Annotated in this window: 21 protein-coding genes; 10 read left to right on the top strand and 11 right to left on the bottom strand. The window is 42.1% G+C overall.

The annotated features are described in order from the left end of the window. Nucleotides 1–7: 7 nt before the first annotated feature. Genes cbiB through I6E24_RS02105 form a run of 3 tightly spaced genes read right to left on the bottom strand, consistent with a single transcriptional unit; the run spans nucleotide 8 to nucleotide 3,457 of the window. Nucleotides 8–964: an adenosylcobinamide-phosphate synthase CbiB gene (cbiB, locus tag I6E24_RS02115; RefSeq protein ID WP_235325873.1), complete on the bottom strand. Its 957-nt coding sequence runs from the start codon at nucleotides 962–964 to the stop codon at nucleotides 8–10. After that, a complete protein-coding gene (locus tag I6E24_RS02110) occupies nucleotides 946–1,965 on the bottom strand; it encodes a threonine-phosphate decarboxylase (protein WP_235325871.1) in 1,020 nt (339 codons plus the stop codon). The genes cbiB and I6E24_RS02110 overlap by 19 nt, the downstream gene beginning before the upstream one ends. Then, nucleotides 1,958–3,457 (bottom strand): cobyric acid synthase, encoded by a 1,500-nt coding sequence (locus I6E24_RS02105; RefSeq protein ID WP_235325869.1) that lies wholly within the window; start codon nucleotides 3,455–3,457, stop codon nucleotides 1,958–1,960. The genes I6E24_RS02110 and I6E24_RS02105 overlap by 8 nt, the downstream gene beginning before the upstream one ends. Nucleotides 3,458–3,610: 153 nt before the next feature. Here I6E24_RS02105 and zupT point away from each other — a divergent pair, with 153 nt between their 5' ends. The 3 genes from zupT (at nucleotide 3,611) to I6E24_RS02090 (ending at nucleotide 6,230) form a co-directional block, all read left to right on the top strand. Next, nucleotides 3,611–4,399, top strand: coding sequence for a zinc transporter ZupT (gene zupT, locus I6E24_RS02100; protein ID WP_154042915.1), 789 nt, complete (start codon nucleotides 3,611–3,613; stop codon nucleotides 4,397–4,399). 107 nt (nucleotides 4,400–4,506) lie between these two features. Next, nucleotides 4,507–5,190, top strand: a complete 684-nt coding sequence (locus tag I6E24_RS02095; RefSeq protein ID WP_235325867.1) for an MIP family channel protein — start codon at nucleotides 4,507–4,509, stop codon at nucleotides 5,188–5,190. A 188-nt stretch (nucleotides 5,191–5,378) separates the two neighbouring features. Then, nucleotides 5,379–6,230 (top strand): helix-turn-helix domain-containing protein, encoded by an 852-nt coding sequence (locus I6E24_RS02090; RefSeq protein WP_235325865.1) that lies wholly within the window; start codon nucleotides 5,379–5,381, stop codon nucleotides 6,228–6,230. A 104-nt stretch (nucleotides 6,231–6,334) separates the two neighbouring features. On the opposite strand, the gene I6E24_RS02085 is transcribed toward I6E24_RS02090, so the two are convergent. After that, on the bottom strand, nucleotides 6,335–6,916 hold the full coding sequence (locus I6E24_RS02085) for an HdeD family acid-resistance protein (RefSeq protein ID WP_204507864.1): 582 nt from the start codon (nucleotides 6,914–6,916) through the stop codon (nucleotides 6,335–6,337). Nucleotides 6,917–7,116: 200 nt separating this feature from the next. Between I6E24_RS02085 and I6E24_RS02080 the strand changes: the two genes are divergently transcribed. The 4 genes from I6E24_RS02080 to ccsA all read left to right on the top strand — a co-directional run bounded on the left by I6E24_RS02080 (nucleotide 7,117) and on the right by ccsA (nucleotide 13,891). Beyond that, nucleotides 7,117–8,409: a hypothetical protein gene (locus I6E24_RS02080; RefSeq protein ID WP_204507865.1), complete on the top strand. Its 1,293-nt coding sequence runs from the start codon at nucleotides 7,117–7,119 to the stop codon at nucleotides 8,407–8,409. A gap of 43 nt (nucleotides 8,410–8,452) precedes the next feature. Further along, nucleotides 8,453–9,643 carry an imelysin family protein gene (locus I6E24_RS02075; RefSeq protein ID WP_235325863.1) on the top strand — a complete coding sequence of 397 codons (1,191 nt, stop codon included), beginning with the start codon at nucleotides 8,453–8,455 and terminating at the stop codon, nucleotides 9,641–9,643. A 116-nt stretch (nucleotides 9,644–9,759) separates the two neighbouring features. Next, entirely contained in the window at nucleotides 9,760–11,436 is a 1,677-nt protein-coding gene (locus tag I6E24_RS02070; RefSeq protein WP_235325861.1) for a di-heme oxidoredictase family protein, read from the top strand. Nucleotides 11,437–11,680: 244 nt separating this feature from the next. Continuing rightward, nucleotides 11,681–13,891 (top strand): cytochrome c biogenesis protein CcsA, encoded by a 2,211-nt coding sequence (gene ccsA / locus I6E24_RS02065; protein ID WP_235325859.1) that lies wholly within the window; start codon nucleotides 11,681–11,683, stop codon nucleotides 13,889–13,891. A 168-nt stretch (nucleotides 13,892–14,059) separates the two neighbouring features. Here ccsA and purT read toward each other — a convergent pair whose 3' ends face one another. The 3 genes from purT to I6E24_RS02050 form a co-directional block, all read right to left on the bottom strand. Beyond that, the gene (purT, locus tag I6E24_RS02060) at nucleotides 14,060–15,229 is read right to left on the bottom strand and encodes a formate-dependent phosphoribosylglycinamide formyltransferase (protein WP_235325857.1); all 1,170 of its coding nucleotides are present in this window, start codon (nucleotides 15,227–15,229) and stop codon (nucleotides 14,060–14,062) included. Nucleotides 15,230–15,316: 87 nt separating this feature from the next. Beyond that, nucleotides 15,317–16,390 carry a PspC domain-containing protein gene (locus tag I6E24_RS02055; protein WP_235325855.1) on the bottom strand — a complete coding sequence of 358 codons (1,074 nt, stop codon included), beginning with the start codon at nucleotides 16,388–16,390 and terminating at the stop codon, nucleotides 15,317–15,319. Further along, the gene (locus I6E24_RS02050) at nucleotides 16,387–16,734 is read right to left on the bottom strand and encodes a PadR family transcriptional regulator (protein WP_204392081.1); all 348 of its coding nucleotides are present in this window, start codon (nucleotides 16,732–16,734) and stop codon (nucleotides 16,387–16,389) included. Before I6E24_RS02050 ends, I6E24_RS02055 begins: the two co-directional genes overlap by 4 nt. A gap of 169 nt (nucleotides 16,735–16,903) precedes the next feature. Here I6E24_RS02050 and I6E24_RS02045 point away from each other — a divergent pair, with 169 nt between their 5' ends. After that, nucleotides 16,904–17,404 carry a GNAT family N-acetyltransferase gene (locus tag I6E24_RS02045; RefSeq protein WP_154042925.1) on the top strand — a complete coding sequence of 167 codons (501 nt, stop codon included), beginning with the start codon at nucleotides 16,904–16,906 and terminating at the stop codon, nucleotides 17,402–17,404. A gap of 70 nt (nucleotides 17,405–17,474) precedes the next feature. Here the strand turns inward: I6E24_RS02045 and I6E24_RS02040 are convergent, their stop codons facing one another. After that, nucleotides 17,475–18,995: a DUF4301 family protein gene (locus tag I6E24_RS02040; protein WP_235325853.1), complete on the bottom strand. Its 1,521-nt coding sequence runs from the start codon at nucleotides 18,993–18,995 to the stop codon at nucleotides 17,475–17,477. A 129-nt stretch (nucleotides 18,996–19,124) separates the two neighbouring features. On the opposite strand from I6E24_RS02040, the gene I6E24_RS02035 reads away from it, so the two are divergent. Then, nucleotides 19,125–21,341 carry a RelA/SpoT family protein gene (locus I6E24_RS02035; protein WP_235325899.1) on the top strand — a complete coding sequence of 739 codons (2,217 nt, stop codon included), beginning with the start codon at nucleotides 19,125–19,127 and terminating at the stop codon, nucleotides 21,339–21,341. 103 nt (nucleotides 21,342–21,444) lie between these two features. Further along, nucleotides 21,445–21,843, top strand: coding sequence for a DUF1573 domain-containing protein (locus I6E24_RS02030; protein ID WP_235325851.1), 399 nt, complete (start codon nucleotides 21,445–21,447; stop codon nucleotides 21,841–21,843). A 60-nt stretch (nucleotides 21,844–21,903) separates the two neighbouring features. Here the strand turns inward: I6E24_RS02030 and I6E24_RS02025 are convergent, their stop codons facing one another. From I6E24_RS02025 to I6E24_RS02015, 3 genes are all read right to left on the bottom strand, one after another. Further along, the gene (locus I6E24_RS02025) at nucleotides 21,904–23,004 is read right to left on the bottom strand and encodes a TlpA disulfide reductase family protein (RefSeq protein ID WP_235325849.1); all 1,101 of its coding nucleotides are present in this window, start codon (nucleotides 23,002–23,004) and stop codon (nucleotides 21,904–21,906) included. Nucleotides 23,005–23,094: 90 nt separating this feature from the next. After that, on the bottom strand, nucleotides 23,095–23,799 hold the full coding sequence (locus I6E24_RS02020; protein WP_235325847.1) for an AbgT family transporter: 705 nt from the start codon (nucleotides 23,797–23,799) through the stop codon (nucleotides 23,095–23,097). Next, complete coding sequence (locus tag I6E24_RS02015) at nucleotides 23,789–24,511, bottom strand: DUF5932 domain-containing protein (RefSeq protein ID WP_235325845.1); 723 nt, start codon at nucleotides 24,509–24,511, stop codon at nucleotides 23,789–23,791. Before I6E24_RS02015 ends, I6E24_RS02020 begins: the two co-directional genes overlap by 11 nt. Between the last annotated feature and the right edge of the window lie 20 nt (nucleotides 24,512–24,531).

Raw genomic sequence — 24,531 nt, 5'->3', positions numbered from 1 at the left:
ACCCAGACTACGATACAGGAAGAACCCCTGACGACATATAAATCACGGCGGCAACTATGATAATCATAAAAACTTCCGAAATCCTGTTTATACGGATAGCCACATCGACATCCTCACGTACAAACTGACGATTGTTACTGCCGATAAATGGTTTATACACCAATTCCCCGAAATAATTGTGAGGACCTCCAAAACGGCAATTCAAGATACCGGCAAGCGCTGCCTCCGGATAACCTGAATTAGGACTTGCGTGTTCATGCCCGTAACGAAGCACAAATCTCAACAGCGACGGACGTCCGGAAGCCATTACCATCAGAAAAGCAGTGATACGTGCCGGTATAAAATTGGCGATATCATCAATCTTTGCCGCACAATATCCGAACAGACGATAACGTTCGTTCTTGTACCCTATCATCGAATCAAGAGTATTTATCATCTTGTACGTCAGCATGCCCGGTACCCCCAGCAGCATGAACCAGAATAACGGAGCAATCACCCCATCACTCAGATTTTCGGCCAGAGTTTCCAATGCAGCGGCACGTACTTCCTGACCGTCAAGTTCGTTTGTATCCCTACCCACAATACGTGCAACCTGATTCCTGCCTTTTTCAAGCGACACTTCCATGGCATCGAACACCATCCTGACCTCGTCTATCAATGTTTTTCCTGCCAGACAATAGAACACCGCGACTGACGAAAGAAGCACACTAGCCCAGTTACTACATGAAGAAACATATTTCAGGAGAAAATAGGACGCTGTAAAAACAACTGCAATAAGCAGCAACGCCGTAAACGCTCCATTGATACGGCGGAAACGTCCACTATTCAGTCTATGTTCGAAAAAGCGAATCATATTTCCAAAACCTACCACAGGATGAGGCAGCCAAAGAGGGTCACCCAACAACTTGTCCAACACTACTCCCACAAGCAACGGCAACAATACATTCAACGTATGCAAATCCATTCTTTAATACAATTAATCAGTTCATCATTTTCTTCAGGCATCTGTACGGCAATCCTGAAGAAGCGTTCATCAAGTCCATCAAAATTCGAAGCGTCACGAATCAATATTCCTTTTTCCTCTGCCAGGAAAGTTTTCAGTTCCGAAGCCTTACCTTTTTTCAGGCACACAAGCATATAGTGAGTGTCAGATTTCATGACATCCATCTCCCCTGTCATTTCCAGAGCAGAAGCCACACGGTCTTTCTCACGGAGCAACGCAGGCAAATCAATTTCAAACTCATCATGATGAGTCAGCAGATAATGGCCCGCCGATATAGCCAGAGAATTGACAGACCACGGCATCTTGCACTTCTTCAAGCGGTTTATCAGTTCCGGATTTCCGGTAACTCCACCCAATCTGAGCCCCGGAATGGCAAAATGCTTCGTCATGGAATGTAGCAACAGCACATTCGGTAACATAACAGTTTCCTTGGCCGATAATAATGAAACAGCTGTAAACGCCTCGTACGACTGGTCTATTACAAACAGACATCCCGAATTATTGACTATCATCTTACGGAGCTCATCCACATCCACAGCTCTCCCCGTAGGATTGTTAGGATTACATATCCAGCAGATATCGCAACCGGAAATATCCATCCGCTCAAAAGAATAAGCCTTTATGATATCATGCGAATGCAACCTGCACGCATCGGCATATTCGCTGAATGTAGGCATCAGAATTACCGAACGGCTTTCCCTGAAAGACTGGGCTATAAGATAAATAGCCTCGGTAGCTCCGTTTGTGACACAAATCGAAGCATCCACAATATCCAGTTGCTCCGCCCACAATCTTTCCAGGGAATATGGTTCCGGTTCAGGATAAGAACGTATGCATGATATCACACTGCACAAATAGGCATTAAGCCCGTCATGAGAAACATTTCCATAAACATTCGAGCTGAAATTCATACGGATTCCATTCCTGTACTGAAAAATATCATCACCGTGTCCTTTAATCATTATCTGAAAGTATTTTATACAACAATGGCATATTTATGTGCGAACGAACATGAGCGGCAAGCCTGTCATACTGCTCTTCCTTAAATGATAGATAATCGGATATATTCCCTTTTTCTAAGTTTGTATAAGGCGCCAACAGATAATTGACAACAGCTTCATTATCCAATATACCATGCATATACGTACCAAAACATTTCTCTCCCACTCTCCATCCTTCGGCTGTTCCATCCTGCAGATAATTCAAAGGAACTGCATCACTGTCAGCCGATAAAATGCTTTGTCCCATGTGAATCTCATACCCTTTGCAGATATCTCCGTCCGGGGCCTGAAATCTGAATTCAGTCTGACGGGTAACCTTTTCCGAATGCATGACAGTAGAAACAGGCAACAATCCAAGTCCCGGCAAACGGTTTATTCCTCCTTCCACACCGTCCGGATCTTCTACATACAGTCCCATCATCTGATAACCTCCACAGATACCGAAAACGGTTGCTCCGTTTCGTGCCGCCCTGACTACAGCCTCGGCCACCCCGTTCCGGCGCAGCTCCAGCAAATCATCCAGAGTACTTTTTGTTCCGGGCAATATCACTATGTCAGCTTTGCTTATCTCCTCGGTATTATTGGTATAATACAGATTGACACGCTCGTCCCGCTCCAAACGGTTGAAATCAGTAAAGTTTGACAAATGACGCAACAGGACGACCGCAATGTTAACCTTTCCGCTTACTGCCGCACGCTGTTTCTGCTGCAATTCCAGAGAATCCTCCTCTTCTATATAGATATCCTTATAATAAGGAATCACGCCAAGCACCGGCACACCGCAAGTCTCCTCCATCATTTTCACACCTGATTCAAACAGGCGCAAATCGCCACGGAACTTGTTTACTATTATTCCCTTTATGCGCTTGCGGTCTTCCGGCAACTGTAGTGCAATAGAGCCGTAAGCACTGGCAAACACACCGCCACGGTCGATATCCGCCACCAGAATTACATCCGCACCGGCATACCTTGCCATCGGCATATTGACAAGATCCGTATCCCTAAGATTAATTTCAGAGATACTTCCCGCGCCTTCCATCACTATAGGATTATAACGTGCCGCCAGCCTGTCGAAAGCGGCACATACCTCACGGCGCAGCTCGTCCCTTCCCTCCTTGCGAAAATATTCGTATGCACTGCGGTTACCTATAGGTTTTCCGTTCAATACCACTTGCGACGTATGGTCCGAACTCGGTTTCAGCAGCAGAGGATTCATATCCGTATGACACGGCACTCCAGCAGCTTCAGCCTGTACAGCCTGCGCCCTGCCTATTTCCAGCCCTTCGGGAGTGGCATACGAATTGAGAGCCATATTCTGTGCCTTGAAAGGAGCCGGACGATAACCGTCCTGCAAGAAAATCCTGCACAATGCCGTTGCCAGAACACTCTTACCAACATCACTGCCTGTGCCCGCCAGCATCAAAGGGTGTAATCGTTTGATATGTATAGTCATTATTTTTTATTCATTTATTAAACGGTCGCAAAAGTACGAATAAACCAATTAAGTAAATATATAGTCTGACGTAAAAAAATATTATTTCACCAAACTTTTTTCTGATATTTATGGTTATTATATTTGCAGGATATAATTAAACACCAAATAAAGATGATAACCAACAACGACATGCTGTTGGCCTTCGGGCTTACACTTATAGCAGGACTGTCAACCGGCATAGGCAGCCTTATAGCATTGCTGTCGAAAAAGACAGACACACGGTTTCTGTCGGCGTCACTGGGACTGTCGGCAGGAGTAATGATTTATGTATCATTCATGGAACTTATGCCGGAATCCGTACATCTGCTCAGCGGAATATACAGCGAACGCGAAGCTTCGGTATATATGCTCCTGGCCTTTTTCATAGGTATAGGGCTTATAGCACTTATAGACTTTCTGGTTCCTGAAGATGAGAATCCGCATGAGATACATTCGTCGCAAGGCAATGACAAGAAGCTGAAGCGGACGGGAGTAATGATGGCACTTGCCATAGGAATACATAATTTCCCGGAAGGACTTGCAACATTTACATCGGCACTTACCGACCTTGAAATAGCCATACCTATTGTGTTTGCAATAGCCATACATAACATACCTGAGGGCGTGGCTGTGTCTGTTCCTATCTATCACTCCACAGGAAGCCGCAGGAAGGCATTCTGGTATTCATTCCTGTCGGGAATGGCTGAACCTATCGGCGCACTGATAGGAATACTTTTCCTCATCCCCTTTTGGACTCCTTCAATCAATGCGCTGCTTCTGGCTCTGGTTTCAGGAATCATGGTATATATATCATTCGATGAGCTGCTGCCAAGCACAGAAAAGTACGGACATCACCATTGGGGAATTACCGGTGTAATCTCCGGTATGGCAATAATGGCGGTAAGCTTGTTGCTGATATAACATAAAGAAAGCAAATACCTGATTTTGTGTTAAAACAGGCTTTTAATTTCTATTTTCAAAGAAAAATATGTACATTTATAGACATAAACCTATAAAACCTTATGTTTATGAGAAAGTACATTGCAGAACTATTAGGCACTATGGTCCTTGTATTGCTGGGATGTGGTAGTGCAGTATTTGCCGGCGGTACAGCCGACATAGTAGGTGCAGGAACAGGAACTATCGGAGTTGCGTTAGCTTTCGGTTTATCAGTAGTAGCCATGGCGTATTGTATTGGAAACATTTCCGGATGCCACATAAACCCTGCCATCACTTTCGGAGCATGGATAAGTGGCAGGATTGATACCAAAGACGCCTTTATGTACATAGTGTTCCAGATTGTAGGAGCTATCATAGGGGCTATGATATTGTCGATACTGGTTGGAACCGGCGGACACGCAGGACCTACAATGACAGGAGCCAACACTTTCGACAACGGAGAAACAGCACAGGCATTCATCGCCGAAGCGGTATTTACTTTCATATTCGTACTAGTGGTATTGGGTGCGACTGACGAGAAGAAAGGCGCAGGAAACATGGCAGGACTGGCAATCGGACTGACACTGGCACTGATACACATTGTATGTATCCCTATTACAGGAACATCTGTAAATCCGGCAAGAAGTATAGGTCCGGCCATCATGGAAGGCGGACAGACACTCAGCCAGCTCTGGCTGTTCATCGTAGCGCCGCTGGTTGGTGCGGCATTCAGCTCACTAGTATGGAAATTCATAGGCGGAGGCAAACGTTAAAAGTCCGGCAAGTTATTATCACATAAACCTTGTATTTGAACAAAAACATAGTTCCAGTACAAGGTTTTTTGTTTTGTCAAATACATTTATGATAAAATAAAAGGGCAAAAACAAAGAAAAATGGGTCTTTTTTTGGGATTTAATATATAATCAAGTAATTTTGCTTGACATAGAAACAAGCATAAAATATGACACATTTAGAAAAACTGGATTATATACCTCAAAACATAGGCCTGATGGCAGGAATGGATATTACAGGAAATATCAAACATCTGTTCAAGACTCCGTCAAAGGTTCCGGGATATATGTTTCTGTTATGTTTCAAGGGAACATGTTCAATAACAGTACATCTCACACAATACACAATGAAAAAAGGGACATTGCTTATATTGCTGCCGGACCTTTATTTTCAGGTATTGGAACAAAGTGATGACTGTAAATTCATTTTTGCCGGATTTGCCACAGAGCTTGTGAGGAGCTCGTCACTATTCTCAAAATCAATAGAATACACCCCTTTTATTTTCGAAAAGCCTGTTTTGCAACTTGACAAAAAAGCATTTGACCTCATGTACAGCTATATGAGGATAATTATCAAAGCAAAAAACATATCAGTCAATATTATCACACAGGAGCAGGCAGCACTGACTTTCACACAGCTGATTTTGGGACTTGGAAATCTGATTAAGAACGGAAAGAGTGTAAACCAGCAATATAACAGAAACCAGGAAATAGTGAAAGAACTTGTCAGAACTGTGGTAATGAACTATCATACGGAAAGAAACGTAAGTTTTTATGCTGACAAGATGCATCTGTCGCCACAGCACCTTAGCACTACAATAAAGAAGATTACGGGAAAGACCCTGACAGACATCATATCTTCATTCATTATAAATGATGCGAAAGCAAAACTGAAATCTACGGAAATGACGATTCAGGAGATAGCCTACTCGCTGAACTTCCCTGACATCTCTTTCTTCGGAAAATATTTCAAAAGATATACAGGCATGTCGCCTAAACAATACAGAAACACTGAATTATAAAAAAAGATTCGTAATAACTTAAACAGCGTTTAAACGGTAATTAAGTACTGTTTAAACGCTGTTTAATGTTATAAGAGATTGAAAAAATTACCTGATTCCAGATTTTAATCCTTGATTTCTTCAATCGGAGTTATATCTACTATGTTTTCCTCTTCTTTCATTACTTTTTTCTTAAAACGTATCAGCCTTATCAGGTCAGTAAGAGAATAGACTATAGCGGAAACACCAAGTATGGTAAAAGGAAGTGTTGCAGCCTGGAACGGATTTGCCAAAACCACTATACCAGCCAATAATACCAATACAGGAACTACATACATCAGAAACGGCACTTTGGTGATACTGCGTACCGATATGAAATTAAACAATTGAGAAAGTCCTGCCAGCACCAATAATACACCAAGTACATACATCAAAGTGGTAATGAAAAAGTCAGGCATAATCATAAGCCAGAATCCCAACAAAGCACTACCTACCGCAGCAACCGGAAATACAGATTTTATGCCGGCCTCTTGCCTACGCTTTGCAGTTGCCAGATATCCAAACACACCTATAAGCCCGGGTAGCATGAACAGTACTCCAATTGTTATAACAAGATAGCGTACTGCTTCGCCTGGCCATACCACTAACAGAATGCCTATTATAAGAGCACATATACTGCTCAACGCATAGTAATTAAAGTTTCTCATAACCAAAATTTTGTTTTTATTGTCAACACGAATTTAAGTATATATTGCATAAATAACAAAAAAATCTCCAATTTGATTACGTCATATACCTACTTATAGGTATTTTTAAGTATAATTTTACCAATTTATAGGTATTGACGTAACGTATAAAAGCCGATATCTTTGCCATGACTTAAAAAACTATAAAAGGACATAAAATCATGGCAACAGGAAGAATCTTATTTACGGCCGTGTTCTCGGCCCTTACACTCAATGCCGCATTTGCCGACAACAGTGCAGAAAACAAGAAAGAGGAAAAGAAAGAAAGCAGACTTACATTCGGAGGATATGGCGAGGCTGCATACAGCAGAAACTTCTTCAGCGACAACTATCTCAGATATACAGACGCGAAGAACTATAAGGGTGAAAGCCACGGCAGATTTGACCTTCCGCATGTGGTATTCTACGTAGGTTACGACTTCGGCAAAGGATGGTCGCTGGGAAGTGAAATCGAGTTCGAGCACGGAGGAACTGAAAGTGCCGTTGAAATAGAAGAGGAAGAAGCCGGCGAATACGAGAGCGAAATAGAACGCGGAGGCGAAGTGGCACTCGAACAGTTCTGGATTCAGAAATCTTTCTGTAAGGAATTCAATATCAAGATGGGACATATCATAGTACCTGTGGGAGGGACAAACCAGCATCATATGCCAACCGAATTCTTCGGAGTCTACCGTCCGGAGGGTGAAAACACTATTATGCCTTGTACATGGCACGAAACAGGAATCAGTCTTTGGGGACAGGCAGGAAAATGGAGATACGAGGCCATGTTACTGCCGGGACTTGATTCCGATCGTTTCAACCGTATGAACTGGATTCAAGGCGGAGCAGGAAGCCCATATGAATTCAAGATTGCAAACGCCATGGCTGGAGCTTTCAGAGTGGATAATTATTCTATTAAAGGACTTCGACTTTCAGTGAGCGGATATGTAGGCAACTCGTTCAGCAACACTCTGAGCAGAAGCAAAAAGGAGAAGTTCAAGAATGTAAAAGGTACAGTAGCTATCGGAGCATTCGACTTCGGATATAACGGTCATAACTGGATAGTGAGAGGTAACTTCGACTATGGCCATCTGTCCGACGCTCAGCTGATAAGCGAATACAATATGGGAATGAGCAGCAACTCCCCTTCTCCCAAACAGGCAGTAGCATCTGACGCCATTGCCGCCGGAATAGAGGCCGGATATGACCTTTTCTCACAGTTTGAAAAAACAAGAGCCAAAGACCAGAAATTCTACATCTTCGGGAGATATGATTATTATGACTCAATGCACAAAACCAGCGGACTGAAATACGAATACTGCGGAAGAAACCGCATAGCTGCAGGTATCAACTATTTCCCAATGAAACAGATTGTCATCAAGGGGGAATATTCCATAGGACTTCTGAAAGATATTTACAATAACGAGCCTGCCGTATCGCTTGGCATAGCCTACGCAGGATTCTTCACAAGATAATCCACAAAAAACAAACATGTATAACTTTAATTCAACAACTAAAATGAAAAGTATTTTAAAGACTTCTGCCTTTATAGCAATGAGTGCTATCATGGCAACATCAATGACATCGTGCGATGAAAACAATGGTGAAAACCCAAGCGAATTGTCTGCAAAGGAGCAGACACTGAAAGATGCTGTTACTCCCTACGTGAACAACACCGTAATCACAACCTACAAGAGTATGGCTGATGCGGCCATCAAACTGATGAATGCCTGCAATGAAGCGAAAGACAAATTTGACGGCGACAAGAGCGGTGCCCAGGAAAAGATTACAGAAGCAGGCAACTACTGGAAGGAATCAAGAAAATACTGGGAACTGAGCGAAGCATTTCTTTTCGGCGCAGCAGCCGATTATAACATCGACCCGCATATCGACTCATGGCCTCTTGACAAGGTGGCTTTGGAACAGCTGCTCAACAACCAGGGCATGATGAACGCTATCGGTGAAGGAGGTGGAGCATACGTAAGCGCAAACCTGGGATACGGTCTGCTTGGTTTCCATGCCATTGAGTATATGCTCTTCCAGCTCAACGCATCAGGCGACAAGTCATCGGCAAGAGACGTAAATTCACTAAACAAAAACCAGATGATTTACATGGCAGCTGTGGCTGAAGACCTGTGCTTCCAGTGTGTACGCCTCGAAGCTTCATGGGCAGGCATGGACAATGTATCATCCGAAAAACAGACAATACTTACCGACAACGAACTTGAACCGACATTCAATTACGGAGAAAGCATGCTAAATGCAGGTCAAGGCGGTAGCAAATACGTCAATTACACTGATGCCGCTCAGGAAATCCTTCAAGGCTGCATCGACATTGCCGACGAAGTGGCTGAACAGAAAATGGGACGTCCTGCCAACGGAAGTAGCGAAGAGGATAAGAACTATATCGAATCGCCATACAGTCTCAACTCTATTGTTGACTTTGCAGATAATATCCGAAGCATCAAAAATGCATACGAAGGCAGCAACGACGGAGACAAGTCCGTGAGCGACTTCATCGCATCGGTAAATGCCGAAAAAGATAAAGCTGTAAAAGACGCTATAGCAGCCGCAATAACATCTATAGAGAAAATTCCTGAACCATTCGCAAAGAATGCTACAAGCCAGACTACCAAAGATGCCATAGCAGCAGTGGCTAAAGTATCAAATACACTTAGTGAAGCAGCAAACGTATTGAATGAAAATTAATAATAAATATTTACAGTTACAGTGTAAAGTGTGTAACCATAGTGTTATACACCTTTCACTGTTTAACAAAACATAGACATGTATTAAACATCCTTTAAATGTAAAATAACTAACTTATGAAGAAATTTTATTTACTTGCAAGTACAGCGTTATTTGCCGGACTGACTGCATGCCAGGACAATACCGGCGACACACCGGATAACGGCAACCAGCCAGGTGAGCTTCCTGAATGGTACTACACAGGCGGTGAATTAGGCACAGCTTTTCTGGCAACCTCTAATGCCTTAGAACAACCAACTCCGGCAGTAGAACAGGCCGGCATGGACAGCCAGTTCAAGAACGGAGAAGCACTATTTGAAAAACCTTTCATGAGTAATCATGACGGAGTGAGAAACGGACTAGGTCCTGTGTACATACGAACATCGTGTATACACTGCCACCCAGGATACGGACACGGGAAGAGACTTCCTGCCGGAACATTCGAAACAAACAGCATAGGAAACGGATGTCTGCTGGTAGTTTATAATCCACAGACAGACGCATACGTAAGCTGGCTTGCAGGTATGCCACAGACACATGCGGTGGAACCATTCAAGGCTCCTCTGGACGAAAGCAAGATAACTGTGGAATGGAAAAACCATACAGACCAGTGGAACAACACATTCCCCGACGGAGAGAAATACGAACTGCAATATCCCGAGGTTAAAATACCTAAAGAAGCAATTTATGTAGTCAATCAGGGATATACCCTGCCCGAAGACTATGATGTGAGGATAGAATCAACTATTGGTATCTATGGAACAGGACTTCTTGATGCCATCTCCGGTGAGGACCTGAAAGCCGAATATGCCAAACAAGAAGCCGACGGACTTTTGCCAAACGGAATAAACCCGGCATTCTTCAAGAACGGAGAGTGGGTGAAACAGTACAGCAACTCAAAGCCGACAGATGTTCTTCCAGGAACAGTGAAAGAAGAGCATCCATTCAAGTTCACATACGCCCTTAGCCGCGGACCTTTGCAGGACGCCGCAGGATCAAACGCTTTGTGGAATATCACAAACGTGACAAGAACAAACAGAAGATACCACTACCTTGACGCAGCAGGAACATACGCCAAATATTCTGCAAAAGACCCTGAAGTACAGGCCGGATATAAGGATTATATAGAGCAGGCAGACCCGGAAAAGAACCATCCTACATGGCACCCCGCTAGTGATAATCCGGCAGACATTGAAGCTGCCATTTATGCTTATCTCACCTCGAAAGAACTTGACGTGGAAATGAGTGATGATGACTATGTGGACTTCATGGTATGGCACAGAGGCCTTGCAGTGCCGGCAGCAAGAAATGTTGACGACCCGGATGTACTGAAGGGTAAAGAACTCTTCGAACAGATAGGCTGCACATACTGCCACAAACCGTCATGGACTACTGGCGACGACAATTTCTACGACCCTAACGGCGTTTTCAGCAAAGGCGACAACCGCCTTCCTAAATATCCTAACCAGAAGATATGGCCTTACTCGGACATGATTCAGCACAAGCTATACATGGTGAACGACATACGCACAGGATGGTGCAGGACAACTCCGCTTTGGGGAAGAGGATTGCACCAGAGATGTACAGGCTCGCCTACGGCCGACAGACTTCATGACAACCGTGCGCGCAACGTAATAGAAGCAATCATGTGGCATGGCAACGAAAAGAGTGATGCATACTATACCGTGCAGAAATTCAGGGAGTTATCAAAAGAAGACAGAGACGCAATAGTAAAGTTTATCGATTCAATTTAATTTCCTGTGAATGATAATCAATATTAAGGAAGGGTTATTCAAATCTCCGGTTATATTTACTACTGAAATCACTATCGTTTGACACGTGTCAAACAATCGTCTGACAGCTGTCAGTCAATCGTCCGACACGTGTCAGACGATTGACCGACACGTGTCGGACAAGACAAACTCTTAATTTTAAAATTATGACTGTCCCCCTATCAACACATCGGAGGACAGTCTTTCAAACAGACATTCGCTATATATGATTAACAAGCTGCTGAAAATCTCCAAAAGCACTACCATCATCACAATGTCACTGCTGATAATAATAATGGTGTCAGCTACAATAACAGAAAAGACATACGGCACATCATTTGTCAACCAATATTTCTATTCCAATCCACTTTTCATAGCATTATGGTTCGTAGCCGCTGCATCAGGCATAATCTATATTCTACAGCGGAAACTTCACAGACGGATAATCACTCTCTGTATGCATGCCTCCTTCATCATTATACTGGCTGGTGCATTAATAACCCATACTTCAGGACTGCAAGGTAGCATACATCTCAGAATGGACGAAAATCCGAGACAGAGTTTCAAGACGACAGACGAAACCGAACATGAACTACCTTTTTGTATTTCGCTTAAGGAATTCCGAACAGAATACTATTCAGGCACGACAACACCAATGGATTATGTAAGCACAATCTCAATACACGACGGTTCGGATACGGAAGGAACAGTTTCGATGAACCGTATATTCAAGCATAAAGGCTACCGTTTCTACCAGTCGGGATATGATGCCGACGGGAAGGGAAGCACACTTTACGTAAGCCACGACCCGATTGGCATTGCCGTCACTTACACGGGATATTTACTCCTCTTTCTTTCAATGATACTGTTCTTCTTTGAAAAGAAATCCGCTTTTAAGAAAAGGATTTCTGCAGTGTTCATATTACTCATCATACCATTTGCGTCATTGTTTGCCGAAAACAAACTGCCACCTACTCTCCCTGCCGGTACAGCTGAAATCTTCGGAAACATACGCGTAAATTATAACGGCCGGATAGCCCCACTGCAAACCCTTGCCATTGATTTCACAAAGAAGATATACGGAGAGAAAAGCTACGAAGATCTGTCGGCAGAACAAGTACTGACGGGATGTTTCTTCTATTACGACTACTGGAAAGAAGAGCCATTTATCCGCATAAAAAGTAAATATGTTCAGAAAGTACTGGGCGTAGAAAGCAAGTATGCCAAACTGACGGACTTTATAGGGACAGACGGATTTAAAATAGACAATAAGCTGAAAACCGAGAAAGACAGAAAGCGCATCCGCGAACTGGAAGAGGCAGCGGAGAAATTCAGTCTGATAAGCTCATTATGTACCGGAAATCTTCTGAAGATATATCCGGTATTCGACAATGAGAAAGGTGCATATACATGGTACTCAATTCCCGACAATCTGCCATCGGACATTGAGCGCGACAAATGGCTGTTCATAAGATACAGCATGAACTATATCGCAGAGAAAGTGGCAATGAAAGATTTTGACGGAACGGAAAAACTGACAGACAAAATCATAAAGTTTCAGGAAAAGGAAGCCGGGAACTCGCTGCCATCGGACACAGAATTTAAGGCAGAGAGGATATACAATTCATTTGCCAATCTGAAACTGCTCGCCATGTTCTGTCTCACAATAGGCATATTCGGCTACATATTCCAGATTTATAATGTGGTAAAGGGAAAGAGAAAGAGAAAGAGCGGAACAAACCGCTGCCTGTTTATACTGCTGTTCCCTACCCTAGGATACGTGTTTGGAATTATTGCGTTGAGATGGATAATAAGCGGACACATACCTGTTTCAAACGGTTTTGAAACGATGCTGATAATGTCAGTAGTTTCAATTCTGTTCAGCATTATTTTCTACAGACGCATGAACAATTCCGTATCGGTAGGCTATATGATTTCCGGACTCGCACTGCTGGTCGCAATGATGGGCGACAGCAATCCTGCCATAACACCGCTTATGCCGGTTCTGTCATCGCCTCTCCTGAGCATACACGTTATGTCCATCATGATTTCTTACTCCCTGTTTGCCATCATGATGCTGAACGGAATCTCTGCCGAAATTCTTCACAGAAGCGGAAACAGGAGCAATGAGGTCTGCAATCTGGAAAACAACAGCCGCATAATCCTTTATCCGGCAGTATTCCTGCTAGTGTTCGGGATTTTTATCGGAGCAATATGGGCAAACGTGTCGTGGGGAAGATATTGGGGCTGGGATCCTAAAGAGGTATGGGCACTCATAACGATGCTGATTTACTCTTCGGCACTGCATACCGAATCAATCCGTTTTTTCAAAAGCCCGATGTTCTTCCACCGTTTCTGCATACTGGCTTTCATATCGGTGCTGATTACTTATTTCGGAGTAAACTTTATACTTGGAGGTATGCACAGTTATGCATGAGTGAACATGTAGTCTATGGTATTCTAACAGAAACTAAACGGTTTCTAAATGCTACCTAAAACAATAACGCCCGCCGTACACCGGGTTCATCTAGTGTTCAGCGGGCGTTTGTCTAACATTCTGCGTTTAGCACGCATTTAATTTCCGTTTATTTTCTATTTAGACGTATCAATATACTTCTACCTTATCAGCCAGTGACTTACATTTGTCACGCAGTACATCAAGATTACCTCCTACCTTGTCATAGCAAACTACTACTCCCATACGACGGTTAAGTTTTGTATATGGCTTGCCGAATATACGCAAGTATGTGTCAGGCTGGGAACATACATTCTCTATACCCTTATAGCGAGGAGCGTCCTTGCTTGCTATCGGTGAAAGAATTACCGCACTTGCACCTATATGTTCCTGAGTAATTCCCGGTATAGGCAATCCAAGAATAGCATACAGATGAAGTTCGAATTCGTTGAGGTTCTGTGTATTTGCCAATGTCACCATACCTGTGTCATGAGGACGTGGTGAAAGTTCTGAGAAATAAACACCATTGTCATGGCTCAAGAAGAATTCCACTCCCCAAAGTCCGTAACCGGTAAGGGCTTCAGTTACTTTTGCAGCCATCTGCTGTGCCTCAGCCAAATGTTCAGGAGCGATACGTGCTGGCTGGAAGCTTTCGCGATAGTCGCCTCCCTTCTGTACGTGTCCTATAGGAGGACAGAACAATGTAGGACCGTTTTTCTGAGTTACTGTAAGAAGTGTTATCTCGCTGTCGAACTTGATGAACTCTTCTACAATTAGCTCTTTGATGTCGCCACGGCTTCCGCTGCATCCATAATCCCATGAATACTGCAAGTCCTCAGGGCCTTTGGCTACAGACTGTCCCTTACCGGAAGAAGACATCAATGGTTTGATAACACAAGGATAACCTATCTTCTCGGCAGCCTCTTTAAGTTCTTCGTATGATTTGGCATAGAAATATTTGGCAGTCTTAAGTCCAAGTTCTTTTGCAGCAAGGTCACGTATCTCCTTACGGTTCATAGTAAAGTTCACGGCTCTTGCACTTGGAACAACCTGAATACCTTCTTTCTCCAGATGGAAAAGACGTTCTGTACGAATAGCCTCAATTTCAGGTACAATAATGTCAGGGCGATATTTTGCTACAACCTTGTCAAGCGCATCGCCATCAAGCATACTGAACACCTCACACGCGTCGGCAACCTGCATTGCGGGTGCACCGGCATAAGAATCACATGCAATCACATACTGTCCCAATCTCTTGGCGGCAATTACAAACTCCTTTCCCAATTCTCCGGAGCCAAGCAAAAGTATTTTTTTAGTCATAATTATAAAATTTTTTGTCTATATATCTGCAAAGATAACATTATGTCTGCAAAGATAACATTTTTCCGAAAATATTATACTTATGAATTACAATATTCTGTGGAACAGAAGATGAGTCGGGTGAATAATGAACGGTGCCTGCGAAACCAACACTATACTTACAGAAGCCGCGACTATCCACAACAAGATCAAAACAACTTTCATGGAAATGGACATAGGCTCTTTCTTCCCGGTAATGTGAAGTATAAGATGGATAATTCCAACTACAGGTATTCCTATCAGCAACAATCCGCAAACAACCATAGTGACAGCAAGTCCCGCAGATGTTCCAACCATATCCCAGTTGATGTAAGGCAAAGCCTCATAGAAGAATGCTGGAACACTGACCAAAACTCCGGTAGCGGCCATCAGCAAAGCAAAAAGCACAATCAAGCCTACTATCACCACAGGAGCACAACATATAGCCAATATGACAAATGCCAGCTTTACGATGAAACCAAGTACCGAGAAAAATATATTTCCCAATTTCTCAACAAACGAACGCGGTTTGTCTGAATGGACATAGTCGTTCATCTTTTCAAAACCGTCGGTCACAGTCTTCCCTATATTTTCCATATTAACAGGTTCACCTTTCATCTGAAGTTTCTCGGTTGCAGTACGTGCCATAGGAATTATAATCCAAGCTATGATATATGCCAATATAAACCCATGCAGGAATATGCCGCAAACCAGTACAGCGATACGTGTCCATGCCACGTCCCATCCGAAATATGCGGCAAGCCCAGATACCACACCGCCAAGAATCTTGTCGTCAGGATTTCTGAACAGACGACGTTTAGACGACCCGCCGTTATCCGACGCTCTGTACGATTCATCGGCATTATCGTTTGAGTCGCTTTCCGAATTGATTTCCTCAGGCTTACCCATGCGCGCTATAACTTCTTCCACATTTTCTATAGTGATGACCTGCTGGCCATGAGAGATATATTCCGAAAACAGTTCCGCTATACGGTTCTCCATATCCCTGACTATTTCATCGGCATCGGGCTCTGTGCGGAAATGATATTTCAGATTGTTCAGATAGTTATCCAACAATACATATGCATCTTCATCTATGTGATAAACAGTGCCGCCTAAATTAACTGTCAATGTCTTTTTCATTTTGATTCAATTGTTAAAAGTTCGTTCCTTAAATGATTTACCGTATTGGAGAGCTCGTCCCACGCTGTTTCCAGTTCGGACAATACCCCTTCTCCATCAGAGGTCAGTTTGTAGTATTTACGTGGTGGTCCTTGAGTTGACTCAACCCACTCATACGAAAGGAGACCATCATTCTTCAGTCTGGTAAGTAAGGGATAAAGCGTACCCTCCACTACTATAAGCTTTGCATCTTTCAGTTTTTGGATTATATCCGATGCATAAGACGGTTCTCTGTGCAACAACAGGAGAATGCAGTACTCAAGCATACCCTTTCGCATCTGAGATTTTACATTATCTACATTCATGATTTTATTATTACTTTGTTTGTATGGCACAAATATATGTATAATTAGATTACCTTGTATTACAAAGTACTTGATATTTTACTATTTTTAATACAATTAACTAAAGTCCGGCTACAATCAGCCCGATAAAAACGTATTTTTGCGAGAGTACAACTAAAAACAAGAATATATGACTGACATTAGAAAAGCTACTACAGAGGATATCAAGCTGATAAACGAGTTGGCATGGATAGCATTTCCCGCAACTTACAAGGATATCCTGACAAAAGAACAGATTGACTACATGATGGACTGGATGTATTCGCCTGAAAATCTTTTAAAACAGATGACGGAAGAAGGACATATCTACTATCTGGCATACTCGGACAACAGGCCTGCCGGATATGTGTCAATACAGAAGGAAGGCGAAGACCTGTTTCATCTGCAGAAAATCTACGTCTTGCCTGAATTTCAAAAAGAGCATATAGGAAAACAACTGTTCTGCAAAGCCAAGGAAGCAGTAAAAGAAATAAACAGGAAACCATGCAGAATGGAGCTGAACGTGAACCGCCACAATCCGGCTTTGGGGTTTTATCTTCACATGGGAATGAAAAAAGTTTCGGAGGGTGATTTCGACATTGGAGGAGGTTACTATATGAATGATTATATAATGGCGATTGATGTGGAATAAAAAAATATGCATGCAGACAGTGGGAAATGCCACTCTGCATGCATATTTTATTTATTATAATTCCTCAAAATTACTGGTGCTGTTCTCTCAGCAAGTCATTTACAGTCTTAACCGGATTGAATGTGCTCAAAGGAACTTCAACGAAGATAGTGTTCCAGTCACTCATTGAGCCATTCCACAATCCCGGAAGTTCAAGTGCCTTAAGTTCCTTGCCGCCTTTTGATTTATATGAAATAAATCCTGTAGCCTTGTCAACATAATTCACAAGATTGAACTTGTTGCCCTTATAGTCGCGAACGGCACAAACCAGGTCAACCGGATTGAAGTGTGTACCTTTTTCGAACATTGCTTTCTTTTCAGGATCGTTCATGTCAATCTGTGAACTTTCCAAAATCTGCAATGAAACTGTTCCGTCAGGATTATAAGCAAGGAACGGACCACCACCAGGTTCGCCCACATTCTTAACCATACCGCAGACACGCATAGGACGGTTAAGTTTCTTACGCAGGTAAATTACCAGGTCGGCATCTTCCATATCCTTTATATCATCCTTGCGGCAGTGGAGCTGCTGCTGTACGAAACGGATGATATTTTCCAATTCATCATGACGATAATGACCGCTGTCAAGCAGCTGAAGATATTCGAAAGCCTGTTTCTGAAGTGTTACAAGAACTCCGGCAAGCAACTTCTTATAAGTTACTGTATCACCCTTCAGTCTGTCAGGAACTACATTATCTATATTCTTGATAAATACTATATCTGCATCAAGGTCATTCAGGTTTTCTATCAATGCGCCGTGACCGCCCGGACGGAACAAAAGTTTGCCGTTATCACGGAATGGTTTGTTCTCCATATCTGCAGCAACTGTATCTGTGCTTGGTTTCTGTTCAGAGAAGCTGATGTTGTATTTTACACCATATTTAGCAGCGTACTGAGCAACCTTTTCATCTACAAGTTTTGCAAACAGTTCACGATGTTCTGTAGATACAGTGAAATGTACATTCACTTCCCCACTCTTTCCGGCAGCATACAAAGCTCCTTCTACAAGATGCTCTTCGAGCGGAGTACGAACGCCGTCTTCATATTTATGGAATTTAAGCAAACCTTTTGGCAATGCTCCGTAGTTCAAGCCGGCAGATTCCAGAAGATTAGCAACAACAGCTTTATAGTTGCCTTCTGAAATCAAAGCCTCAATACCTTTACCGTTGTTCTTTACGCAAGCAGCATCAAGGTCGGCATAAAAAGCAAAATTCTTGATATTGTTAAAGAATTTCTTTTCGAAATCGGTTGTAGGAACATCATAATCTGCGCCAAGGAATTCGAACATATTCTTGAACATACGGCTGGCAGCACCAGACGCAGGTACAAATTTGACTATTTTCTTATCGTCTTGCTTATATGCATCCCAAGCTGCAAGATATGTTTTCTGTGCTTCTTCACCCGCAAGCATTATACCACGGTTCTCTACTGATGCAGCTGCAAATAATTTTAGAAAAGGGAAACCTTTTTCGAAACAAGCTAACTGTTCGGCAATCTGTTGTTCGGAAATGCCTTTCTTAGCCAATAAATCTTTGTCTTCTTGTGTTAACATATTGTATAAATTAAGTAATGAATTCGTTCAATAGTATAGAAATCTGCTCAAAATTATAAAAAAGGACGAAATATAACTAATATAATGAAGAAAAAAACTACCTTTACACACAAGAAAAAGGATAAAGTCATGGAAGAAACAGCTTTTTTTAACAGCGATGAAAAAGAATTACTCTTTACATTATATAAAAAACTACTAAGGCTATCAAAAGATACTCTACAAAAGGACGATTGCAGAAAGATAAAATCGCATCTTATAAAGGTGATGAAAAACGGGGGTATTCCGAGAAATGCATTTGGAATGAATCCTATAATAAAAGACATGCAGACAGCCGTCATTGTGGCCGAAGAGATAGGTATGCGCCGTGCCTCCATACTGGGTATAATGCTTCACGAATCTGTGAAATACAATCTTTGCACTCTTGATGAAGTAAAAAACGAATATGGGGAAGATGTAGCCGGAATAATCAAAGGTCTTGTAAAAATCAATGAACTTTATGCAAAAAGTCCGACTATAGAATCGGAAAACTTCAGAAACCTTCTGCTATCGTTTGCAGAAGACATGAGAGTCATTCTCATCATAATTGCCGACAGGGTGAACCTGATGCGACAGATAAAGGACTCAGAGAATGATGAAGCCAGAATCATGGTTTCTAATGAAGCTGCATATCTGTATGCCCCACTGGCGCACAAGCTGGGTTTATATAAATTAAAGTCAGAACTTGAGGATCTCTCTCTGAAATATACACAGCATGACATTTATTATCATATCAAGGATAAACTGAACGCTACAAAACAGGCGCGCGACAGATATATAGACGCTTTTATCGAGCCTATAAAGAAGAAACTGGAGGAAGCCGGACTGAAATTCCATATGAAGGGAAGAACCAAGTCCATCCACTCCATATATCAAAAAATGAAAAAACAAGGCTGTCCGTTCGAAGGTGTTTACGACCTGTTTGCCATAAGAATAATCCTGGACTCTGAACTGGAAAAGGAGAAACAGGAATGCTGGCAGGCGTATTCGATTGTGACAGACATGTATCTGCCTAACCCTAAACGTCTGCGCGACTGGCTGTCCGTGCCTAAAAGCAACGGGTACGAATCGCTACACATCACCGTTATGGGTCCTGAAGGAAAATGGGTGGAGGTACAGATACGTACGGAAAGAATGGACGAAATAGCCGAGAAAGGTCTTGCCGCACACTGGAGATATAAAGGTATAAAAGGCGAGACAGGACTTGACGAATGGCTAAACTCCATACGCGAGACTCTGGAAAATGCAGACAGCGACATAGAGGCCATGGATCAGTTCAAACTCGACCTGTACAAGGATGAGGTATTCGTATTTACTCCAAAAGGCGACCTCTACAAACTTCCTCAGGGAGCCACGGTACTCGACTTTGCTTTTACAATTCATACAAACCTGGGAAGCAAGTGTATAGGTGCAAGGGTAAACGGAAAGAATGTCCAGCTGAAACAAGTCCTTAACAGCGGAGACCAGGTGGAGATTATGACCTCTAACACTCAGGCTCCAAAACAAGACTGGCTGAATTTTGTCACCACATCGAAAGCCAGAACAAAAATACGACAGGCGCTGAAAGAAATTGCAGCACGACAGACACAGTTTGCCAAAGAAACTCTGGAGCGTAAGTTCAAGAACAAAAAGATTGAATACGACGAATCCATACTGATGAGACTAATCAAGAAAATGGGATTCAAGAGCGTTACCGATTTTTATAAGAGTATATCCGATGAAAGCAGTGATATAAACAGTATAATAGACAAATATCTGGAGATGCAGAAACGCGAGACTGAACAGCGTGAGGAAGTAATCTACAGAAGTGCTGAAGGATACAACCTGCAGCAGACAGCCGACACTAAGGACTATTTCAAAGATGATGTGCTGGTAATAGACCAGAATCTGAAAGGAATAGACTTCAATCTTGCAAAATGCTGCAATCCTATTTATGGTGATGATGTATTCGGTTTCGTGACCATATCAGGAGGAATCAAGATTCACCGCTGCGACTGTCCTAACGCTCCGGAAATGAAGGCGCGCTTCCCATACCGTATAGTACGGGCAAGATGGGCAGGAAAGAGTCAGGGCAAACAATACCCTATCACGCTTCGCATCGTAGGTCATGATGATATCGGAATTGTGACAAACATCACTTCTATCATCAACAAAGAAAACAACATTCTGCTGAGATCAATAAGTGTGGATTCTCACGACGGACTGTTCTCCGGTATGCTTACGGTAATGGTGGACGATATTTCCAAACTGGAGGCTCTTATAAAGAAACTCAGAACAGTGAAAGGCGTAAAACAAGTAAACCGAGGTTAAATTGAACAATATAGGGACTTGTTCTGTTAATTTAAGTGATTAAAAACATTTACAGATTGAATTATAAACTAAATTCGCAACGATTAATATAAAATAGAAGTATATGAGGAAGTTTATTCTTACCACTTTAATGCTCTTTATGGGTATAATAATGGTAATGGCTGCCGGAACGGCAGAAATAAAATTTGAGAAAACGACACATGATTTCGGCAGTTTTTCCGAGAGCAGTCCGAAAGTGACATGTACATTCAAATTCACCAATGTAGGCGACGGTCCTCTAGTTATTCACCAGGCTATAGCGACTTGTGGATGTACAGTTCCGCAGTATCCTAAAGAACCTATCAAACCAGGCGAAAGCGGTGAGATAATTGTTACTTATAACGGTGCAGGCAAGTTTCCAGGAAGATTCCAGAAAACCATTACACTGCGCACTAACGGTAAGTCCGAGATTACACGCCTTATTGTCAAAGGCGATATGATGCCGGCGGCTGACGTAAAATAATAAAAAAACGAAGAGACTGAAAAAGTCTCTTCGTTTTTTTATTGCTCATGGTATCCGAAATTATTTCAACAGTTCTTCCAATTTAGCAGCAATATCTTCGCCACGCAAATCTCTGGCAACAATGTTTCCTTCCTGATCAACAAGAACTGTAGCAGGGATAGCACGTACACCATACAACTTAGCACCTTCACACTGCCATGCCTTAAGGTCAGACATCTGTGGCCATGTAATGTTCAAATCCTTGATAGCCTGTTTCCATTTGTCAGCATCTTTATCCAAAGACACACCTACTATACCGAAACCTTTAGACTTGAACTGTTTGTATGCATCTACCACGTTAGGCATTTCCTGACGGCAAGGTCCGCACCAGCTAGCCCAGAAATCAATAAGAGTATATTTGTTCTTACCTACAAAGTCAGAAAGTTTTACAGTTTCACCTTCAGGAGTATTCATTGTAAAATCAATATATTTCTTTCCAACAACTGTATTCATTGCATTGTCAACATGTTCTTTCAAACGTGTCATTGCCGAAGATGCAAGGAACTTCTGAGGCAACTTTTCAAGCAAGGCATTTGCCTGTTCCACTTCGAATGAAAGTCCATTAGACTGTAACATATAGGCACCTACAGCATTGTTGATGTTTGCTTCTGTCTGTGCATAAACATAATCCATGCATTCTTCAGATACTTTATCGTAAGCTTCAACCAATGAATCTTTCTGTACATCTGTAAGAGTAGTATCTGTACGGAAAGTAGTAGCAATAGCAGTCATCTGATTTTCAAAACCTGAATATTTCTCTATAAATGCAGCAAAAGCATCGTTTGATGGAGTTCCTGAAACTTTAGAATTTCCTTCAGCCATATCAACATTGATTGTACCATCTTCAACAAAAACTGTTGCATTGATATTCTGATCTTCATTACCGTATATTATGAACTTTGGGGCAAAGACCGAATCAGGCATTCCCTTGAACTCAAACTTACCGTTCTTTACTATGGCAGAATCCAATGTGAAAGCTTCTCTTCCATCGTAATAACGCATATAAACATATTCGCCATCCTTAGCTCCGGCGATAGTACCGTTGATGGTATAACCACCTTTTTCCTGACATGCAGCCAATGCCATCACACCAACTGCAGCAAATAGTAATCCTTTTTTCATTTCTGTTTTAAATATAAAATTATTGTTTGCAAATTTATATCATTAGAATTTAATATCGGAAATATTAATGTCATTTTAATTATATTTAATTCAAGTCTGTTTATAATAAGCCCATAATAAAGGGACAATACAACATATCCAATAAACTAAATCAAGCGCTACATCTGTTATTCCCATACATACAGGCAAACCACTGTAACTGAATACAACCATAAACTGTATAACGAAAAACAATGAAACAAGATATGACGGAAGACGGGAAAACAAATATGACATACCATTTACAATATCCGTATCATTCCTATATCGGTCTGAAGAATATCCGTAAACCATTGAAGTAATACCTATACCTATTGACAATATGCAGAATGCCCCATCGTGCAGAGGAGAATCAACATATCTTCCTGTTACACCACGCACGATATTCCATGGTCCCCATGCCAAGATTGCATATAAAATAAAATAGGCAATAGCAACAATAGCAGATGCCACCAACGATTTTTTTTCTTTACCGGACAGCTTACGATCATGCTTAAAAATACGCAAAAACACATCACTCATGCCGGAATGTACAAACAGTCCGAATGACATAAAAAAAATTATAACGAGATAAAGCGCAGGCGAGGACATCAGATTTTCTTCCGTATACCTGAGGAACCACCTCAATGCTTCAGTACTGATTATATTTCTTACACCTTCCCATGCATAGACGCTGCCTATCCATGACAATAATGCCACTAGCCACCAAAGCAGAAAAAAGACAGTGGCAGGATGTATAATATTTTTATTCCTCATCAGGTTCAAGATTGTCTATATCAAGAATTCTAAGCTCGAAAGCACGTGTCACAAGCCTACAAGCATTTACTCCTATCCTTTCATCAGAACGGAACAATCTGTTTATCAATTCATTCTGCCGTTTTTCTATAGATTTCACCCCGAAAGGCATAGCCTTGAGATTAGTAATCATTTCCTTGGTATAACCTAATGCCAGATGACGAAGCAAACGCTCATCGTACTCATCAATATCGTAATTAATAATTGCCTCCTGACGTCTTTGCTCGGCAGCCACACTCTGTTTGAAACGTGCAACAATCTTCTCCAATATAGGATAATTGAAGACAAGTTTCTTGCCTTCCATAACAGCCTGTACGTCAACAGCCGTAAGCAGTTCTCCTGTCTTTAGGATTATACCATCGGCTCCCGCATTAAGAGCATCAACCCATAACTTCTCATTCAGCACCTCGCCCGTAAATATCAGAACCTTTATTTCAGGTCTTTCCTTATGGAGTCTGGCACATATTTCCACACCTATAGTGGTGGACCCTCCCAATCCCAAATCAAGCAACACCATATCCGGAGTCTTTGTCTCCATCAATGTCCAAAATTCAGCTTCTGTCATGGCAGTGCCTATAACTTCCGCATTTGGTATCTCATGACGGAATATCTCTTCTGTTCCTTTTAATTCCAGTTTTACGTCTTCTACTATTATTACTTTAAATTTTTCCATAAATATATCTTTTATCCAAT

Source organism: Bacteroides caecigallinarum, from assembly GCF_021530995.1.
GTDB classification, from domain to species: domain Bacteria; phylum Bacteroidota; class Bacteroidia; order Bacteroidales; family Bacteroidaceae; genus Phocaeicola; species Phocaeicola faecigallinarum.
Note: the sequence above shows the minus strand (reverse complement) of the source record. Positions and strands in the feature narration are given on the sequence as shown.

Bases quoted from the DNA above. Each gene is read 5' to 3' on its own strand.
- I6E24_RS02040 (WP_235325853.1), bottom strand. From the start codon at position 18,995: ATGTTAACACAAGAAGACAAAGATTTATTGGCTAAGAAAGGCATTTCC.
- cbiB (WP_235325873.1), bottom strand. From the start codon at position 964: ATGGATTTGCATACGTTGAATGTATTGTTGCCGTTGCTTGTGGGAGTA.
- I6E24_RS02075 (WP_235325863.1), top strand. From the start codon at position 8,453: ATGAAAAGTATTTTAAAGACTTCTGCCTTTATAGCAATGAGTGCTATC.
- I6E24_RS02085 (WP_204507864.1), bottom strand. From the start codon at position 6,916: ATGAGAAACTTTAATTACTATGCGTTGAGCAGTATATGTGCTCTTATA.
- I6E24_RS02035 (WP_235325899.1), top strand. From the start codon at position 19,125: ATGGAAGAAACAGCTTTTTTTAACAGCGATGAAAAAGAATTACTCTTT.
- I6E24_RS02080 (WP_204507865.1), top strand. From the start codon at position 7,117: ATGGCAACAGGAAGAATCTTATTTACGGCCGTGTTCTCGGCCCTTACA.
- I6E24_RS02090 (WP_235325865.1), top strand. From the start codon at position 5,379: ATGACACATTTAGAAAAACTGGATTATATACCTCAAAACATAGGCCTG.
- I6E24_RS02030 (WP_235325851.1), top strand. From the start codon at position 21,445: ATGAGGAAGTTTATTCTTACCACTTTAATGCTCTTTATGGGTATAATA.
- I6E24_RS02045 (WP_154042925.1), top strand. From the start codon at position 16,904: ATGACTGACATTAGAAAAGCTACTACAGAGGATATCAAGCTGATAAAC.
- I6E24_RS02105 (WP_235325869.1), bottom strand. From the start codon at position 3,457: ATGACTATACATATCAAACGATTACACCCTTTGATGCTGGCGGGCACA.
- I6E24_RS02070 (WP_235325861.1), top strand. From the start codon at position 9,760: ATGAAGAAATTTTATTTACTTGCAAGTACAGCGTTATTTGCCGGACTG.
- purT (WP_235325857.1), bottom strand. From the start codon at position 15,229: ATGACTAAAAAAATACTTTTGCTTGGCTCCGGAGAATTGGGAAAGGAG.
- I6E24_RS02025 (WP_235325849.1), bottom strand. From the start codon at position 23,004: ATGAAAAAAGGATTACTATTTGCTGCAGTTGGTGTGATGGCATTGGCT.
- zupT (WP_154042915.1), top strand. From the start codon at position 3,611: ATGATAACCAACAACGACATGCTGTTGGCCTTCGGGCTTACACTTATA.
- ccsA (WP_235325859.1), top strand. From the start codon at position 11,681: ATGATTAACAAGCTGCTGAAAATCTCCAAAAGCACTACCATCATCACA.
- I6E24_RS02095 (WP_235325867.1), top strand. From the start codon at position 4,507: ATGAGAAAGTACATTGCAGAACTATTAGGCACTATGGTCCTTGTATTG.
- I6E24_RS02020 (WP_235325847.1), bottom strand. From the start codon at position 23,799: ATGAGGAATAAAAATATTATACATCCTGCCACTGTCTTTTTTCTGCTT.
- I6E24_RS02055 (WP_235325855.1), bottom strand. From the start codon at position 16,390: ATGAAAAAGACATTGACAGTTAATTTAGGCGGCACTGTTTATCACATA.
- I6E24_RS02015 (WP_235325845.1), bottom strand. From the start codon at position 24,511: ATGGAAAAATTTAAAGTAATAATAGTAGAAGACGTAAAACTGGAATTA.
- I6E24_RS02110 (WP_235325871.1), bottom strand. From the start codon at position 1,965: ATGATTAAAGGACACGGTGATGATATTTTTCAGTACAGGAATGGAATC.
- I6E24_RS02050 (WP_204392081.1), bottom strand. From the start codon at position 16,734: ATGAATGTAGATAATGTAAAATCTCAGATGCGAAAGGGTATGCTTGAG.